This is a genomic window from Patescibacteria group bacterium, from assembly GCA_041665585.1.
GTDB lineage: Bacteria > Patescibacteriota > Gracilibacteria > JAHISY01 > JAHISY01 > JAHISY01.
Genome location: JBAYIN010000007.1, coordinates 36,080 through 53,489 on the forward strand (window position 1 = coordinate 36,080; position 17,410 = coordinate 53,489).

Consider the following 17,410-nt stretch of genomic DNA (forward strand, 5'->3'; position numbering starts at 1 on the left):
TAGTTAGTAGGCGCGAATTGCAATTCGCGCTTTCATTTTTTACGAATTCCCTTCTTCGAGTTCGTCTAAGTCGTCTTTCATTTCTTTGATCGAGCTTTCACCGACCGCGTCGAGTGAGGCCTCCTCGTCCAGCTCTTCGTCAGAGAAATCTTCGAGCTCGGAAATTTGCTCGTCTTCCGGGATGAATACGCCAGCACCAGCCTCACCTTTGGTGACAGCGACGGAAAGACTTTCGTCTTCATCGACTGTCAGCATTTCATCCTCTTCCAATTCATTGACCGGATTGAGGTCGAGCAGCTCGACATTGAGACAGAGCGCTTGCAACTCTTTCACGAGAACATTGAATGATTCCGGTGTGCGCGGGCGACGAATTTCCTCGCCTTTGACGATCGCCTCGTAAGCTTTGGAACGACCATAAACATCATCCGATTTGATTGTGAGAATTTCTTGCAAAACATGCGCGGCACCGTAGGCTTCGAGTGCCCAGACTTCCATTTCTCCGAAGCGTTGTCCGCCGTGTTGCGCTTTGCCACCGAGCGGTTGCTGCGTCACCAAAGAATAAGGTCCAACTGAACGCGCGTGAATCTTGTCTTCCGCAAGGTGGTTTAATTTGAGCATGTAAGTGATACCGACGGTGGTTTTGCGGTTGAATGGTTCGCCCGTTTGACCGTCGAAAAGCTGAACTTTGCCATCTTCCGGCAGTCCGGCTTCTTTCATGAGTTCGGTAATTTTTTCAGTTGAAATACCATCGAGTACCGGCGTCGCGAATTTGCAGCCGAGCTTTTGTCCCACCCAGCCGAGATGCGTCTCGAGAATTTGACCGATATTCATACGACTCGTGACACCGAGCGGATTCAAGATAATGTCGACAGGCGTACCGTCTGGTAAGAACGGCATGTTCTCTTCCGGCACGACGATCGAGACGACACCTTTGTTGCCGTGACGACCAGCCATCTTGTCGCCGACTTGGAGTTGGCGGCGTTGCGCGACATGCACATGAATCTGGCGCACGACACCGATCGGAAGCTCTACACCGTCATCGCGCGTGAAAATTTTGACATCGATGACTTTGCCGCCTGTGCCACCCGGCATGCGCAGCGAAGTATCTTTCATGTCGCGTGCTTTTTCACCGAAGATGGCGCGGAGCAGTCGCTCCTCAGCCGTCAGCTCAGTCTCACCTTTCGGCGTGATTTTGCCGACCAAGATATCGCCCTCGGAAACATAAGAGCCGACTTGGATGATTCCGTCTGCGTCGAGATTTTTCAACCGTTCTTCGGCGACATTCGGAATGTCGCGCGTCACTTCTTCCATACCGAGCTTGGTCTCGCGGACGCCGAGAACATAATCCTCGATGTGCACGGAATCGTAGCGATTCGTGCGCGCGATGCGCTCGGAAATGATGACCGCGTCTTCGAAGTTGTAGCCGCCCCAGGACATGTACGCGACGAGCAAATTTTGACCGAGTGAAAGCTCGCCCTCATGGACCGCCGCGCCTTCGGCGATGATGTCGCCGCGTTTTAATTTTTGACCGAGATCGACGACAGGACGCTGCGTGATGCAAGTCCCCTGATTCGAGCGTTGGTAATTCGCGATTTTGTAAGTCTGCTTTTTGCCGCTGCGGTAGACGACCGTCGCCTGCGAAGCGTCGATACTCGTCACTTCGCCATCGTCTTCGGCAATCACAATCTGGTCGGAATTTTGCGCGACGATTGCCTCGGCACCCGTGCCGACGAGCGGCGACTGTGGCTTGAGCAAGTTGACGGCTTGGCGTTGCATGTTCGAGCCCATCGAGGCACGCGTGTTGTCGTCGTGTTCGAGGAATGGAATGAGCGCAGTCGTGACAGAGAAAATTTGCTGCGGCACGATGTCGATGTGCGTGAGATCGTTGACATGCGCGAGTAATGGATCGCCGCCTTCACGGGAAGAAATACGCGTCTTGAGAAAGTTGTTGTTTTCGTCCAATTCTGAGTTGGCTTGCGCGACTTTGAGTCTCTCTTCTTCGTCTGCGTCGTAGTATTCGAAGTCCGTCGTGATGTACGCTCGAGTCGGCGCGCGCTCGGATTTTTCTTTCTTGGCGGTTTCAATTAATTTCTTCGCCGCTTCTTTCGTGATTGGCTCGCCTTCTTTCGCGAGAATTTTGTTGCCATCTTTGATATCAGCTTTCGCACGACGCAAGACTAATTCTTCGACTTTGAGCGGCGCGTCCTGGGCAATCTTGTAATAAGGCGTTTCGATGAAACCGAATTCATTGATACGCGCGTACGCTGCGAGATGGACGACCAAACCAATGTTCGGACCTTCTGGTGTGGCGACCGGACAGATGCGACCATAATGCGAAGTATGCACATCACGCACATCGAAGCCGGCGCGTTCACGACTAAGTCCACCCGGACCCATCGCGGAGAGACGGCGTTTGTGTTCGAGTTCAGCGAGCGGATTCGTCTGATCCATGAATTGTGAGAGCTGCGAACTCGCGAAAAATTCGCGCAGCGAAGCTGTGATCGGACGCGCGTTAATTAATTGTTGCGGTGCGGCCGTCTCGAGATCCATGACCGTCATACGATCACGCACGATGCGATCGACACGGAGAAGTCCGACGCGGAATTTATTTTGGACTAATTCTCCGACCGCACGAATGCGGCGATTGGAGAGATGGTCGATGTCGTCCGACGCGCCGATGCCATTATTGAGATTGATGAGATGCTTGATGATCAAGATCAAGTCGTCAACCTGGAAAATGCGGTGTTTTTTGTCCGCCGGCGTTTTGAGCTCGAAGCGTTTATTCAGCTTGTAACGACCGACCGGACCCATATCGTAGCGGCGGTAATCGAAAAAAAGTTGGTCGATCAAAGCCTTCGCATTGCTCGGTGTCGCGAGATCACCCGGACGAATTTTTTGGTAAATTAATTGAGCCGCTTCATCGACTGACTCAGCCGGATCTTTTTCGAGCGTCGTCGCGATGAAAGGCAAGCGCCCTTCAGCAGTATCGACATCGGCAAATTCTTTGAGAATCTTCGCATCGTCCCAGCCAGTGAAAGCGCGAATCAAAGCTGTGATTGGAATTTTGCGCTTGCGGTCGATTTTGACAGAAATGATACCGCGTTTGTCTGTCTCGAGCTCGAGCCACGCACCGCGTTTCGGAATAATTTTGGCAGCGTGAAAATATGGGACGAGCGGATTCGGCGAGAAGAAAACGCCTGGCGAACGCACGAGCTGTGAGACAACGACGCGTTCAATACCATTCACGATGAAAGTCGCCTTGTCAGTCATGAGCGGAATACCGCCGAAGAAGACTTCTTGCTCTTTGATTTCACCCGTCACTTTATTGACGAGGCGAACTTGAATTTTGAGCGTACCTTCGTAAGTGCCGCTTTTTTCCTTCGCTTCGGTCGGAGTCAATTTAGGAGCCTCGATGGAATGCTTGAGAATGTGCAGTTCCAATTTTTTGCCAGAGGAATCTTGAATCGGCGAAATTTCGTCAAAAAGCTCATGCAGACCTTCTTCGAGAAACCAGTTGTAGCTCTTGAGATGCGTCTCGACGAGATTTGGCAAGGGCACATGCACTTTTTTCTTGTCGAGGAAGCGGCGCGGATTCTTCGGACGCGCGGTCTGCGCATTCGGCAAAACCGCCGGAATGCGATAAGGCTTCGCTTTCACAGTCGATTCAAGCACCAGCTTTTTGCGTCCCGCGGAAGTCGCTTTGGCGCGAGCTGGCGTTTTCGCTTCTTTTTTAGAAGCTTTTTTTGGGGTAGCCATAAATAAAATGAGGTGAGGAAAAATAGCAATTCTCACTCACGACTCACTCACAACCTAAAAATCAGCCGGAAAATTATAGGGAAAGCTTCTCGGTTTGTAAAATCATTCTTAAAATCGCCTTGACAAAAAAAGAAAGCTATAGCCAAGCAACTGCAAAACAACATACGCATGTCTTTTAACCATGCCGTTAACGGCATGGTTAGGAAGCATGTAGATTATGTTGAATTATAGTTTGTTGGCTATATTTCTTAGCGTAAATCCCGAAACTAATCCAGGTTTGAGCTGCGAAAATTTTCAAGTCTTGTAATTTACAAAATAATCTCCAACGAAAAAACGCCCGTCTGGGCGTTTCTACTTTGCACCAGCACGACTTTAGAAAATCCACTCAATGACTCAAAGACTTAAAGACCCAACAACCCTCCGAACCCATGACCAATGACTCAATGACTTAATGACTCAACGACTCAAATCAATTTGGTATCAACCGAAATTCCAAGATCTGCTAAATATGCTTGCGTATTGTATTTGTTCGCGAATACTCGCTCATTAGCCTGCAACCCACTAATTGCTTTTTGAATTGCAGCGGCAATCGGCTCGACTGTTTCAGCAGCGTCAATCGCCTGCCCCAACTCGACACCTAATTTCGCCAGCGCACTTTCAGCGTTTTCTTCGGGCGAACCAAGAAGTGCACGCGACTCTGCAATTTCTTTTTGAATTGCCAAATTCAATTCATTTGTTTTGCTGGCAATTTGCGCAATTTCTGGATCTGTCCAAAATTGCTTCCCATCTGTATCGAGAACAGCTTTCATTTCCTCGGCATTTAAGCCAATCTCTGTCTTTTGGGTTTTCATAAATCCGAAAGCGGGATTTTCTGCGTTGTCTGGCATTTTGATTTTTGTTAAATGTTTTTTAAAGCTGCGATGAGATTTTCTTCCGCCGCGTTTTTATTGAGCCTTTCCTGTTCCAATTTAATTTTGTTTTTAATCAAGCGAATTTTTTGCAAAATTGCTTTTTTGCCAGCTTCGATTTCGAGGGCTTTTCTGCCAATCATTTCGAGCGCGACCTTTTGACTCTCTTCGGGCGCTGCGTTTAATTTTTGGCAAAACTGCGCGCTCAAATCTGCCGGCACGCCTAGGGCACGCGTCAGCAAGGTATCAATTTTTTGGACTGGTTCTGCGAAAGCTTGATTCATATTTGGTTTTTATTTTCTTTATTTTAACAGAAAAGAGCTTTAAATTCAAGGGTGCAGCAGTCGTAAATTACTCAGGCAAATTCCAAAAGCTCAGGCGCGAAAATCAATAAGCTGCCAAGGATCAGCATCAAAACTCCACCGATGATATTCGAGATTTTGGAATATTTGTGCGTGATGCCCAGCTTCTCGATACCCGCGAGCGCGATTGCGAAGACGATGAGATCGTCGACCACATAAAAGAAGATGTAAATCGCGAGCAAAAATTGGCGGTGCAAAAAAGACAGCGAATTGATTTGGAGAATCTTGGTGAAAGCTTGCGGAATGCCGATGGAGCAAGCGAACTCGATGATATTCACGCTGAAAGCCAGGAGGAGTACGCCCGCCGCGACTGCCCAAGTCATCGGCTTCGAAGCCAGGGAGCGGATTTGATTGGAAATTTTCGCGCGTTTTTCCGGACTCGTCACCTTGCATGTCCCGTCACTCGTGAACCCTTCCCAGAGGAAGAAAATCGCTCCGCAGATTGCAACCGCGCCGATGATCGGCGTGACGAAGCGATCGAGTCCGACGAAATCCCAAGTCGTAAACCAGACATTCAAAATCGCGTAATACATCACCGCCTCTGCGAAAATAAAAATTCCGGCGACCTCGAACATTTTGCGACGATCGCCAATTTGCAAAAGCACAATCAGGAAAGTGACCAGCACCCACATCGCACAGGGATTGAAGCCATCGACGAAACCGAGCACGACTGCCATCGTCGGCAAAGAATATTTCCCGACATCGACCGTGCCGACGAAAGGCACATCGACGATTAATTTTTCCTCCGGTGCCGCGCAGACTTCACCGGTATCCTGACAAATCCCCTCGCCGACTTTTTCGACTTTGCTACTACCGCCCGCTGCGATAAATTGCTCGAAATCCAGCGTTTCTTTGCCCGCTGCCGCATTGAGAATTTCGGAAATCCGCGCACCGGTTGTCTCACTTGAACTGAAACCCTGGATGATGGTGTTGCCGACGAGCGTGATTGGTGTCGCTTTCGGAAGTTTTTCCAGCGCGGTCAGTGCATCGAAATGCGCGCGATGCTCGACTTCACCGATGTCGTGATAAAAAACTTCGAAGTCGTTGCGCGTCTGCGCGAGCTCGGTGAGAAATTTTTCTTCGTCGGCGCAGTGACCGCAACCCTCGCGTACGAAAACATTGACCGGCGTCACAGCAAAAGCGAGTGGCGCCAGAATAAAAAAGGAAAGAAAAAAGAAAGTGATTTTTCGCAGCATATTTGGGAGAATTCAGGTGAAATTTTAGCATGAAAATTTTAGCACTCCCTTCCGCCGTCCTCGATCGCAACTCGGAATTCCGCGGCGTGCTGACACGGAAACTGATGGAAAACGCTGGAAAACAAGCCGCAGCCGTGATTTTACAAAAATTCGGACGACCAAAAAAAGTCCAGATTTTTTGCGGCAGCGGCGGTAATGGTGGCGACGGTTTCGTCGTCGGGCTGGAGCTGCTGCGGAAAAAAATTCCCGTCGAAGTAATTTTGGCAGGCGCAGTGAAAAATCAAGACGCGCAATTTTATTTGAAAAAATTACCGAAAGAGCTCATCACCAAATATTCGAGCACGACCAAAATCGATGGCGCACTTTTGGTTGACGCGCTTTTGGGAGTCGGACAGCGAGGCAAGCTACGCGCACCAATCGCGAACATCATCACGAAATTAAAAAACTCCAACACCCAGTTAACCCCCCACTTCAGTGGGGGGAATCGCAAAATTGTCAGTCTCGATGTCCCGACTGGCAATCTCAGACCCGAACTCGTCATCGCCTTTCATGCGAGCAAAAATTCCGCACGCGAAATCGTCGTCCCAATCGGAATCCCTAAATCAGCGGAGCAATTTTTCGGACCGGGCGATGTGGAATTTTATTTTCCAAGACGCAGAGAAAATTCTCACAAAGGTGAAAATGGTCGCGTCGTCATCGTCGGCGGCAGCGCGAATTATCTCGGCGCGCCACTTTTCGCCGGACTCGGCGCACTCGCTGCCGGCGTCGATCTCGTCGACATTTTCGTACCGGGAGTAAATTTCGCCGCCACGAAAAAATTCTCGCCCAATTTTTTAATCCACGAATTCAAGGGTAATACTGAATTTTTGACGCTTGAAGCTGCTCGCGAGATTCTCGACTTCGCACGCGAAAAAAATGCAGCAGTCGTCCTCGGACCCGGACTCGGACGGAATTCGGAAACTGGGAAAGCCGTCAGCTTCTTCGCGAAAAACTGTCGCCAACCGCTCGTGCTCGACGCCGACGCACTGCTGCCGAATTTACCGAAATTCATTTCGACGCAAGTCGTCCTCACTCCCCACGCGGCGGAATTTCAGAGAATGCCAAAAAATCTGAATGCCGTAATTTTGAAAAAAGGTCGCACCGATGCAATTATTTCGGGCGAACGCAAAAGGTGGAACAACACCGGCAATCCGATTTTGACGGTCGGTGGATCGGGCGACACACTCGCCGGACTCACCGGCGGTTTACTCGCGCGCGAAGTCGCAGCCTTCGAAGCGGCAGGCCTCGCCGCGTTTTTGCTCGGTCTCGCCGGCGAAAGAATTGCGTTAAAATCGGAGAGTACGACTCCGCAGGCACTCGCGAAAAAAATTCCCCAGATTATTCGGGAGATTCTCGACGGACGAAAAAATTTTTAATTTTATAATTTTGTAAATAAATCCAAAATCCAAATTTTTAAAAATTAACTATCTTCACCATCTTCTGAGTCTAGCCAAATTTAAATCTAAAAATTATGTCAAAAATAGTAGTCGTCGGCGCAGGCGTGATGGGCGGAGCAATTATCGCATCACTCATTCGGGAAAAAGTTTTCACGCCAGCGGAAATCAGCGCAGTCGATCTCGACAATCGCAAGCTCGGCGAATTGAAAAGAAAATTTAAGATCAAAACCGAGCATTCAATCAAAGATGTCGCGCCACAAGTCGGCGTAATTTTGCTCGCCGTGAAACCGCAGTCGCTTGAATCTTTGTGCGAAAATTTCTCGACTGACAAGCTCGTGATTTCGATTCTCGCGGGCACGCGCGTCGCGAAGCTAAAGCAACTGACCGGCTCGGCGAAAATCGTGCGCGTCATGCCAAATACTCCCGCCGCCGTCGGCTGCGGAATTTCCGGCTGGCACGCGAGCCGACAAGTCGCGAAAAACGAAAAAGTTTTGGTGCGCCAAATCTTAGAAAGTTTCGGCGAACAGGCCGAATTCAAAAACGAAAAAATGCTCGACGCAGTGACGGCAATTTCCGGCAGCGGTCCGGCGTATTTTTTCGCCTTCGCCGAAGCCCTGGAAAAAGCGGCGCGCAAAATGGGACTCGGCAAAAACGCTGCTGCTTTCGTCGGTCAAACTTTTTTCGGCGCAGCAAAATTAGCCGACATCTCGGAAATTCCTTTTGCGAAGCTGCGGGAAAATGTGACTTCGAAAGGTGGCACCACCGCCGCAGCTTTGAAAGTTTTTGAAAAGGCGGGACTTACGAAAATCGTCGAGCGCGCGACACTCGCTGCGAAAAAACGCGCGGAAGAATTGGCGAAGGGAAAGTAAAACCTACAAAAATTCCACTAGAAATTTCCCCGCACGGAAAATTTTTATAAACAAAAAGCCCCCTTGCGGAGGCTTTTTCCCACCCTCAAAATTAAGAGTTACTCTTCGTCTGTGTCATTGTCGTGACTGCCGAACATTCCGCCACGCCCACCTCTACCGTGTTCGCCACCCTTCATGTCACCACCCATACCCATGCCACCAAATCCTGGACTCTCAATTCCCAGCTCTTCCTGAATCGCCTGCGCCTGCTCATGCAAATTCTGAAGCTCTTGGAGCTTAGAAAAATTAGAAGCTGTGATTACTTCGAGAATCGGTGCGTCAGAATTTTTGGCAGTAATTAATTTGACCCAAGCTGCGTAATCACCATTTGTAATTGCGGTCTCGATTGCTGTGCGATCGGCTTCCATCGTGGCTCTGTTGGTAGCCATTTTGGTGAATTGATCTTCGGTCATCCTGGTATTTCCGGTCGCAGTCTGGAAGGCTGCGAAGTCTTGGTTTTCGATGGCTGTCTCGATCGCAGTCGTTTTGGCTGGATCGAAATTCTGATTGCCCGGACCGGCGAAGCCGCCGAAAGCATAAACCGAAGGAAGCACGATTGCCGAAAGGGTGAGCGCGGAAATCCCCGCGAGGATAGTCTTGTTTTGCATTTTTTTGGAATTAAAAAATTAAAGCCTTGTGCCCGATCAGACGAATATCAAACGCGTTTTCGAAAACTAATACGCGCGCATCGGCATGTTTCTTTCAAATCTCGCCCGTTCTAATTGCCTGGGATTGGCAGGCAAAATAAAGTCAGCTGTGAAATTGGTATCATCAGTCTTGGTACCGATTGCGCGAATTTTCTCACCAATGACAATGACGAATTCCGGCGGAATTTTGGCAGTCGTAATATCGACATTCCAGACTGACGCATCACGAGCATTCAGAATCAAAAGCTTTTCCTCAATCGAAAAAACCTCACCAAAAAGAAAACCCTCTTCGGGATCCATCCATTCACTCTCTTCGAAATGCGGTGGAAAATTTTGGACGCGCAGAGCGTGCAGCTGCGGCGGCAGCGGTGTCGCCAGCAATGAAATTCCACCCGCGACGCTCGCGACAAAAATCCCACCCGCGACCGCGAGCACGCCGAAACGATAACCGTGCTTAGTGCGACGAAAGAGAAAATACGCAAACGCACTGGCAGCCAAAATCGTCGCGAGCCAAAAAATCGGTAAGGTATGGGCAATGAAATTCATTTCGCCGCCCGGGAAGTGCGGCAACAACTCCCATTCGGCTTGGAGTAATTCCGCAGAGAAAGTCCCGACGAAAATTGCCGCAGCTAAAAGCGCAATCAGTGCCAGCACCCAAATGCCATAGTTTTTGACGAGAAAAAGCGCACGCGAATGCGGCGCCAATTTGCGCTTTTTAATTTCGGTCAAGATTTTTTCAGAAAGTTTCTGCATTGCAAAAATTAAATAAATTTATTGAGAACCGCTTCTCCTGCGGTGAGCTCGAAAGCCTTTTTGGCGCGGTGGACGAGCGTAGCGACGCTGCCCATCGGACAATGCAGAATATCGGAAATCTCGGCATAGTCCTTGGACTCGAGGTAACGCAGAATCAAAACCTCACGATATTTTTGCGGAATTTTTGCGAGAATCGAATGAACAAATTCGGCCAAAAATCTTTCGTCAGTTGTCGTCGGAATGTCGAGCGTCGACTTCAGCAGCTGCGCCGCTTCGGCTGACTCGAGACTGACTTCGGCGATGCGGACGGATTTTTTGCGCCAATTACTAATCACCTCATTGTGCGCGATGCGGTAGATCCAGCTGCTAAATTTGAGACTGGAATCGAAGTCACGCAGATTTTGGTAAGCCTTGAGAAAAATATTCTGGAGCAGATCCTCACCTTCTTCGCGGGAGATATTGGAAATGCGCAACACATAGCGGAGCAGCGGTCGCTCATATTTTTCAACAATGCGAGCATAGTCGTCAGAATCGGCGAGCGCGAGCCGCACGAGCTCGACATCTGAATCCAAGTTCGAGTCTTTTGGGAGTGGAGGCAATTTTGGTGGAGAGTGGAAATATCGACGCGAAGCTTGAAACTAATTTTTAGTTTGCTGAAGCAGAAGTAAAATTTCAAGATTCAAACCGCCAATTCACAAAATAATTTTCAAAATTCAGATTAACAGATTTCAAGTAATTTTGGCTTTTGGCATTTGGGATTCATTTGAAAGTTTATAAATTTTAAACTTACCTATCTCTATTCCATTTGCACTTATTACACTTACATTGATTTAGAAATCAATACTGCTAACGCGAAGCACGAAACTAATTCGCGACCTGAGCTGAGCAAAATTTTCGAATTTCGAATTTTAAAACAATTTTGAAAATTTCCTCCATGCTCCTGGGTTTCAAGGTTCGGGTTGCTAAAGAAGTTATACGCAGCCGGACAAATTTTTATTTCAAAAATCGAAAGAAAATTATTGGCGCGCGCGTATTTAAATAAAACTGTGTTTACATAATTATTTCCCCTTGCAAAAACACCACCTCAATAAAATTGGCATTGCGCTAATCGCAATCGCAGTCATCAGTCTCGCCGCCGGGATCTTGACCGGCGAACACGCACCGCGGCACGACTTCAGAAAATTGCCGCAACTCGCACACGATGACCGACCGAGACGCGCGCCCGAAGTAGTGGGAAAAATCATCTCGCTCGTCGGCAACCAAGCCACGATTGCGAAGCTCGAACAGCCGCCGACAATTCCGACCGACCAGCAGCGAACCAAACTGGACACGCTCCCGCCGCAGGCACGCATCGCCGAAATGGAAGAACGCTTGAATGCTTTCACCGGAGAAAATATCGTCGTCGAAATTCCCGCCGGTATCGAAATCACACGGCGTGCCGAACCTCCCCGCAATGCCGCCGGTGTGCGCGAGCTCGTAAGTGCGCAAGATTTTCCGGCGAAAAATGATGCTGTGATTTCTCCAGTCGAACTCGCACCAGGCGATTTCGTCGCGATTTGGCTCGATAGCACCAGTCCGGAAAAAAACAGCGCCGAATTTATTAATTTAATTTTCACTGAAAAAGATGCCACACCTAAGCAATAATCAAGAACCAGATTCCCTCGACGAGATTTTGGAACGCCGGCAAACTTCGAAGAGCTGGAAGCGTTTTCTTTCGAAGAAAATAATCGCCGGAGTAGTGATCGTCGCGCTCGCGCCCTTCGCTTTTGGTTATTTTTGGAGCGGATCCAGCAGCCCGACCGAAGCGACCACCGCAACTTTCAAAGTCGCGAAAACTGATTTGCAGACTACCGTGAGCTCGAGCGGCAATGTCGTCGCGGAAGACGGCGTGGCGGTTTCTTTCTCGACGACCGGTGAACACATCACCGCGGTCTATGTGAAAGAAGGCGACCAAGTCCATGCCGGCGACAAGCTCGCCGCGATTGAATCGACCGACCTGGAGCTCGATCTCAAAAGCGCGCAGAACTCACTGAACACGGCCTACGCGAACTTGCAATCAGAACTCGACGGCGCGACTAAAACAGAAATTGCGCTGCAACAAAAATCGCTAGACTCGTCGAAAGCCAGTCTCGCCAAAACTCAGGAAGACAATGAATTCTCGATTCAGCAAGCTGAGACGAAGCTCGCGAATCTGAAGAAGGATTTGGCATCGATCGAGAATGGCGACGCGACAACTGACGCGACACTCGAAGCCGTCGCGCAAGCTTACGAAAACGCGCTACTCAAAATCGACTCAATCCTGATCGATGTGAAAAGCAGTCTGGACGCCGCCGATAAAATTCTCGACCAGGACAGTGATTACTATCTACAACTCGGCTCGTTGAATTCTGTGAAATTACACGACACGGAAATCAGCTTCACAAAAGCCGAATCGGACTACCGGAATCTTTTGAATAATTACACTGCCGTCTCGGCAAGCTCCAGTAAAGCTGATGTCGTCGCGAAAATCGACGCCGCCATCGCACTCACGAGCGAGCTCAGCGATGCTTTCAGTTCGCTCTACGATACTTTTGAAAATACGACCACCTCGACAATTTTGACTGAAAGCGAGCTTGCAAGTTTCGAATCTTCGGCGTCGAGCTACCAGTCCAAAATGAGCTCGGATGAACAAAGCTTGATTTCCTCGAAGCAGACGATTAATTCACAGGTTTTGTCGAAATCTGACAAAGTCGATTCGCTCAATGACGACATCCAAGACGCTGAGACCAGCCTCGCCGAAACGCGAGCCAGTGCCAAACGCAGCGAAGCCAGTGCGCAAAATTCGGTCGATGTCGCGGAATTGAACTATTTGAAATTGACCGAACCGGCAACTGCTGTCGATCTCGCCACGCTGCGGGCGCAGATTAATTCGGCGCAGATCAATGTCCAAAAAATTAAAAATCAAATCGCCGAGGCGACGCTCACCGCACCGATTGACGGTGAAATCGTCGAGCTCAATGGACAAGTCGGCGACCTCATCATCAAAGACCAAAATGAAACCTTCGCGACAATTTTGAATAAAGACACTTTCTTCATCGAAGTAAATATCGAGGAAGCCGAGATCAATCAAATTCAAAAGGGTCAACGGGTAATTGCGACTTTCGATGCCATCGAAGATACCGAGGTCGAGGGCACCGTGACTTTCGTCTCGCTCACTTCGACGACTACGGGCGGCATTGTGACTTATCCCGTACGCATTGCGCTCAAAGATTGGAGCGATGTGCCGATTCGCGAAGGCATGACTGCCTATGTCGATTTCGTCGTCGGAGAAGCGAAAGGTGTGCTGGCGATTCCGGTCGGCGCAGTCGTCACGCGAAATGATAAAAGTTTCGTCTCAATGGAGGACGGCTCCTCGCGCGAAATCACGACCGGGTTTAATGATGGCTCGATGGTCGAAGTCAGCTCCGGACTCACCGAAGGTGAGCAAATCGTAGTCGACGCAGCCGACAGTAATGCGTCAAAAGCTTCCCCGACTGGCGCGCCAGCCTTCACCGAAGAAGAACGCGCCGCGCTGCAGAATATGACTGATGAAGAGAGGCAAGCTTTCTTCGAAGAAAAAGGTCTCAGCAGCGGCATGGGCAGCGGTCCCACAGGCGGCGGAGGCACGATGAGCGGACCACCACCCAGCTAAGATGAAAGATGTTTTGATCAAATTCGAGGATGTGCACAAATCGTATTTTCTCGCGAACGGCGAGGAAGTTCCGGTTTTGCGCGGTATTGATTTGGAAATCCAAAAAGGCGAATTCGTCGCGCTCATGGGTGAATCCGGCGGCGGCAAATCGACGCTGCTGAATATCATCGGCTGCCTCCATGCGCTCTCGAGCGGCAAATATTTTTTGGAAGGACGCGACATCGGCGTGATTCGGGAAGACTACGCACTCGCCTTCGTGCGCAATAAGAAGATGGGATTTATTTTCCAGTCTTTCAATCTCCTGTCACGCATGACCGCGCTGCAAAATGTGGCACTGCCCGCAATCTACGCACGCATCCCGCACGCAGAGCGCGAAGCGCGCGCCACCAAACTTTTGCAAAGCATCGGTCTCGGTGAACGCGTCAGGCACCGCCCGCCCGAGCTGTCCGGCGGACAGCAGCAGCGCGTCGCCATCGCTCGTGCGCTGATGAATGATCCGGAAATTATTCTCGCGGACGAACCGACTGGTGCGCTCGATTCGAAATCGGGCAAGGAAATTATGGAGATTTTTTGTGAATTCAAAGAGCGCAACAAGACTGTCCTCATGGTGACCCACACACCGGAAGCCGCGAAATATGCTGACCGCATTGTTTTTCTGAAAGACGGAAAAATCACGAGCCACGATTACAAATTAGAAAAATGAATTTCGAAACTCTCAAAATGGCGTTTGAAGCTCTACTCGCGAATAAGGTGCGCAGCGGTCTCTCCATGCTCGGAATCGTGATCGGCGTCTCGACTGTCATCATCGTCGTCGGCATCGGACTCGGCAGCCAGCAAAAAGTCGCCGACCAGTACAAAAATCTCAATGTCACCTCGGTCATCGTGATGGGCATGCGCGGACGCGATTCCGCCAGCTCGACCAAGATTTCAGAAAAGGATGTCGATTATGTTTTGGCGAATGCTGCCTATGTGAATGTTGGGACAGCTGTTTTACAGGGCAATTTGGATCTTTCCTACGGCAAAACCAGCTCGAGCTTTTCGGTTTTTGGCAGCTCGGCAAAATTTTTTGACATTTCCAATCTCAGTCTCGCAGCCGGTCGCGTCTTCACGGAAGACGAATCTGGCAATACCGCGCTGCTCACGGTCATCGGCAACGGAGTCTTAGAAAAATTTTGGGATGAAGGCACCGACCCAGAAACCGTACTCGGCGAAATCCTGACAGTCGGCAACAAGAAACTCGAAATCATCGGCGTACTCAAAGAAATCGGCTCGAGCACTGGTCCGATGAGCTACGACGACTCTTTGCTCGTGCCCTACTCCACTGCAGCGAAATATCTGCTCGGCTCGACGACGAAGCCGAATCTGTATTTCCTCGCGACTGACGCCGACACCGTCGATCTCGCGACCGCGGAAATCGAGCTGCTCCTGCGCGCGAATCACAAGCTGAAAGCTGCGAAGGAAAATGATTTCCGAATTTTCGATGCCGGCTCGATGGTCGGCGCCGCGACTGACACCGCGACCACTCTGACGATACTTTTGACTTCGGTCGCCGCGATTGTTTTAATTGTTTCCGGTATTGGAATTATGAATGTGATGTTCGTGACGGTCACCGAGCGCACGCGCGAAATCGGAATCATCAAAGCAGTCGGTGGCGAACAAAAAGATATTCTCGCGCAGTTCTTGGCAGAGTCAGTGATTCTCTCGATGATCGGCGGCATCATCGGCATCGGCATCGGCGAGATCGCAATTCCCTTTTTAAATAATTTGGAAGATTGGTATGTCCTCCATTCCCCGATTTCAATCTTCGTCGGCTTCACTTTTTCCGTACTGGTCGGAATTTTCTTCGGCTTTTATCCCGCGCTCAAGGCAAGCCGCCTCGACCCGGTCGATGCTTTGCGCAGCGAGTGATGAAAGAAGTTTCAAAATCCGTGCGTATTATTTTTGAAGCGTTTTATTTTTTAAATCCCCTTTCATTGCAAAATTCTAAAAAGACTTTCCTTTCGGTCGTCGCCGTCTCACTGCTGGCAGTCACTCTTTTGGCTGGCTGCGGCGCGCAAAAATCCAACAAACCGGGACGCAATAAAATGCCAGGAGATTTTCAGCAAGCGCAAGATGGTTCCGGACAACGCCCTCCACGCGGCGAACGGCCAGCCGATACGCCAACCCAAATAGAAAATTCTACCAACACAAACTCAGTCGATGAGAAAGTTGTCGAATAATAAATTTGCAATTTTTATCAAATTTTGGTAGAATATACGCGTTCCTTTACTGAGATTGTCTGAATTGAGATTCGCTCGTCGAATCAAAAATCTCTCAATCATCCACTCTTCAATCCTCGGATTGTCGAATGGAAATCAGCACTGGAGCCAAAAACAAAAATAGCTCAGCCAAATAGGTCGAGCTATTTTTGCATTGTGGTAAATTTAAACACTACAAAATAAGCTAAAATACTCGGGATGTTTTTTGTTGTCATTCTCGGAGTCGTGTTCAGCATCCACTTCGCCGTCTATGATTTTTGCGTTCGCGCTTTCGCGACTGAGGACAAAATCGTCCAAGTAAAAATCGCGCTTGGTCTGCTCTTGCTCTTCGCCGGACTGGTGGGATCGATGATCTTGTCACGCCTGACCAGTAATTTATTTACGAAAATTGTCAGCGTGAGTTTCGGTGTTTGGTTCGGAGTTTTGCTGAATTTGTTTTGGCTGATTCTGCTCGCATGGATTGTAATCGGCGCAGCGCGGATTTTCGGACAGAACCTGAATCTCCGAATCGTCGCCCAAATCGTCATCGCCACGGCGATTCTCTGGTCGCTCTTCGGCATGTTGAATGTGTTTCATCCGGTCGTAAAGAATATTGAAATCGAACTCGCCAATTTACCGGCGGAGTGGCAAGGCAAAACAATCGTGCAGCTTTCCGATGTACATCTCGGCGGAGTTCTGGGTGAAAGTTTTTTGCGCAAAATCGTGCATGAAATCAATCAGCTTCAGCCGGAAATCGTCGTCATCACCGGCGACCTCTTGGATGGCAGCGCGGATGGATTTGAATCTTATGTCCACCTTTTGGACGAGATTCAAACTAAACAAGGCGTTTATTTCGTCACCGGCAATCACGAAGGTTACCGCGGCATCGCCGATTCCTTGCGGATTTTGCACGGAACTAAAATGCGTATTTTAGAGGACGAAATCATCGACCTATCCGGTCTGCAGCTAATTGGCATTGCCTATCCGCAGATTGGCGAGGAAAAAAATATCCGCAAAATTATCGCGGACAATACTGTTTTCGATCCGGCCAAGACGAATATCTTACTGCTGCACTCCCCGACCGGCATCGACGCGAGCGAAACCAAACACCAAAATCTATACTGGAAACCGAATGTAAATTTCACCGACGCGGAAGAACTCGGAATCGATTTGCAGCTTTCGGGACACACCCACGCCGGACAGCTTTTTCCTTTCACGCTCCTCACGAAGTGGATTTACGCTGGCTACGAATATGGTCTGCACCGCATCGGCAATTTCCAAATTTATATTTCAAGCGGCACAGGCGTCTGGGGACCGACTGAGCGCACCGGCAGTCGTTCTGAAATTGTCGCGATTAAGTTGAAATAGGCTAAAAACAGTTTTGCAATTTTGGTCAAATTTTGGTAGAATATGCGCGTTCCTTTACTGAGATTGTCTGAATTGAGATTCGCTCGTCGAATCAAAAATCTCTCAATCACTCATTCTTCAATCCTCGGATTGCTGAATGAAATCAGCACTGGAGCCAAAAACAAAAATA

The 17,410-nt window shown here is 49.4% G+C and carries 15 protein-coding genes; 8 read left to right on the forward strand and 7 right to left on the reverse strand.

Features of this window, described 5'->3' with window-relative positions:
- Positions 1 to 39: 39 nt before the first annotated feature.
- The 4 genes from WCV72_04790 to WCV72_04805 form a co-directional block, all read right to left on the reverse strand.
- On the reverse strand, positions 40 to 3,756 hold the full coding sequence (locus WCV72_04790) for a DNA-directed RNA polymerase subunit beta (protein MFA6458669.1): 3,717 nt from the start codon (positions 3,754 to 3,756) through the stop codon (positions 40 to 42).
- 464 nt (positions 3,757 to 4,220) lie between these two features.
- The gene (locus tag WCV72_04795) at positions 4,221 to 4,565 is read right to left on the reverse strand and encodes a hypothetical protein (protein ID MFA6458670.1); all 345 of its coding nucleotides are present in this window, start codon (positions 4,563 to 4,565) and stop codon (positions 4,221 to 4,223) included.
- Positions 4,566 to 4,654: 89 nt separating this feature from the next.
- A complete protein-coding gene (locus WCV72_04800) occupies positions 4,655 to 4,948 on the reverse strand; it encodes a hypothetical protein (protein MFA6458671.1) in 294 nt (97 codons plus the stop codon).
- Positions 4,949 to 5,019: 71 nt separating this feature from the next.
- Positions 5,020 to 6,222: a glutaredoxin gene (locus WCV72_04805; GenBank protein ID MFA6458672.1), complete on the reverse strand. Its 1,203-nt coding sequence runs from the start codon at positions 6,220 to 6,222 to the stop codon at positions 5,020 to 5,022.
- 29 nt (positions 6,223 to 6,251) lie between these two features.
- On the opposite strand from WCV72_04805, the gene WCV72_04810 reads away from it, so the two are divergent.
- Complete coding sequence (locus WCV72_04810; GenBank protein ID MFA6458673.1) at positions 6,252 to 7,637, forward strand: NAD(P)H-hydrate dehydratase; 1,386 nt, start codon at positions 6,252 to 6,254, stop codon at positions 7,635 to 7,637.
- A gap of 95 nt (positions 7,638 to 7,732) precedes the next feature.
- Positions 7,733 to 8,527, forward strand: coding sequence for a pyrroline-5-carboxylate reductase (gene proC, locus WCV72_04815; GenBank protein MFA6458674.1), 795 nt, complete (start codon positions 7,733 to 7,735; stop codon positions 8,525 to 8,527).
- 98 nt (positions 8,528 to 8,625) lie between these two features.
- Here proC and WCV72_04820 read toward each other — a convergent pair whose 3' ends face one another.
- From WCV72_04820 to WCV72_04830, 3 genes are all read right to left on the reverse strand, one after another.
- Positions 8,626 to 9,174, reverse strand: a complete 549-nt coding sequence (locus tag WCV72_04820; protein ID MFA6458675.1) for a hypothetical protein — start codon at positions 9,172 to 9,174, stop codon at positions 8,626 to 8,628.
- A 66-nt stretch (positions 9,175 to 9,240) separates the two neighbouring features.
- Complete coding sequence (locus WCV72_04825) at positions 9,241 to 9,966, reverse strand: hypothetical protein (GenBank protein MFA6458676.1); 726 nt, start codon at positions 9,964 to 9,966, stop codon at positions 9,241 to 9,243.
- A gap of 8 nt (positions 9,967 to 9,974) precedes the next feature.
- On the reverse strand, positions 9,975 to 10,565 hold the full coding sequence (locus WCV72_04830; protein ID MFA6458677.1) for an RNA polymerase sigma factor: 591 nt from the start codon (positions 10,563 to 10,565) through the stop codon (positions 9,975 to 9,977).
- Between the two features lie 469 nt (positions 10,566 to 11,034).
- On the opposite strand from WCV72_04830, the gene WCV72_04835 reads away from it, so the two are divergent.
- From WCV72_04835 to WCV72_04860, 6 genes are all read left to right on the forward strand, one after another.
- Positions 11,035 to 11,610: a hypothetical protein gene (locus tag WCV72_04835; GenBank protein MFA6458678.1), complete on the forward strand. Its 576-nt coding sequence runs from the start codon at positions 11,035 to 11,037 to the stop codon at positions 11,608 to 11,610.
- The gene (locus WCV72_04840; GenBank protein ID MFA6458679.1) at positions 11,591 to 13,636 is read left to right on the forward strand and encodes an efflux RND transporter periplasmic adaptor subunit; all 2,046 of its coding nucleotides are present in this window, start codon (positions 11,591 to 11,593) and stop codon (positions 13,634 to 13,636) included. The genes WCV72_04835 and WCV72_04840 overlap by 20 nt, the downstream gene beginning before the upstream one ends.
- A 1-nt stretch (position 13,637) precedes the next feature.
- The gene (locus tag WCV72_04845; GenBank protein ID MFA6458680.1) at positions 13,638 to 14,339 is read left to right on the forward strand and encodes an ABC transporter ATP-binding protein; all 702 of its coding nucleotides are present in this window, start codon (positions 13,638 to 13,640) and stop codon (positions 14,337 to 14,339) included.
- Positions 14,336 to 15,544, forward strand: coding sequence for an ABC transporter permease (locus tag WCV72_04850; protein ID MFA6458681.1), 1,209 nt, complete (start codon positions 14,336 to 14,338; stop codon positions 15,542 to 15,544). Before WCV72_04845 ends, WCV72_04850 begins: the two co-directional genes overlap by 4 nt.
- 65 nt (positions 15,545 to 15,609) lie before the next feature.
- On the forward strand, positions 15,610 to 15,855 hold the full coding sequence (locus WCV72_04855) for a hypothetical protein (GenBank protein ID MFA6458682.1): 246 nt from the start codon (positions 15,610 to 15,612) through the stop codon (positions 15,853 to 15,855).
- A 237-nt stretch (positions 15,856 to 16,092) separates the two neighbouring features.
- Positions 16,093 to 17,241, forward strand: coding sequence for a metallophosphoesterase (locus tag WCV72_04860; protein MFA6458683.1), 1,149 nt, complete (start codon positions 16,093 to 16,095; stop codon positions 17,239 to 17,241).
- Positions 17,242 to 17,410: the final 169 nt, after the last annotated feature.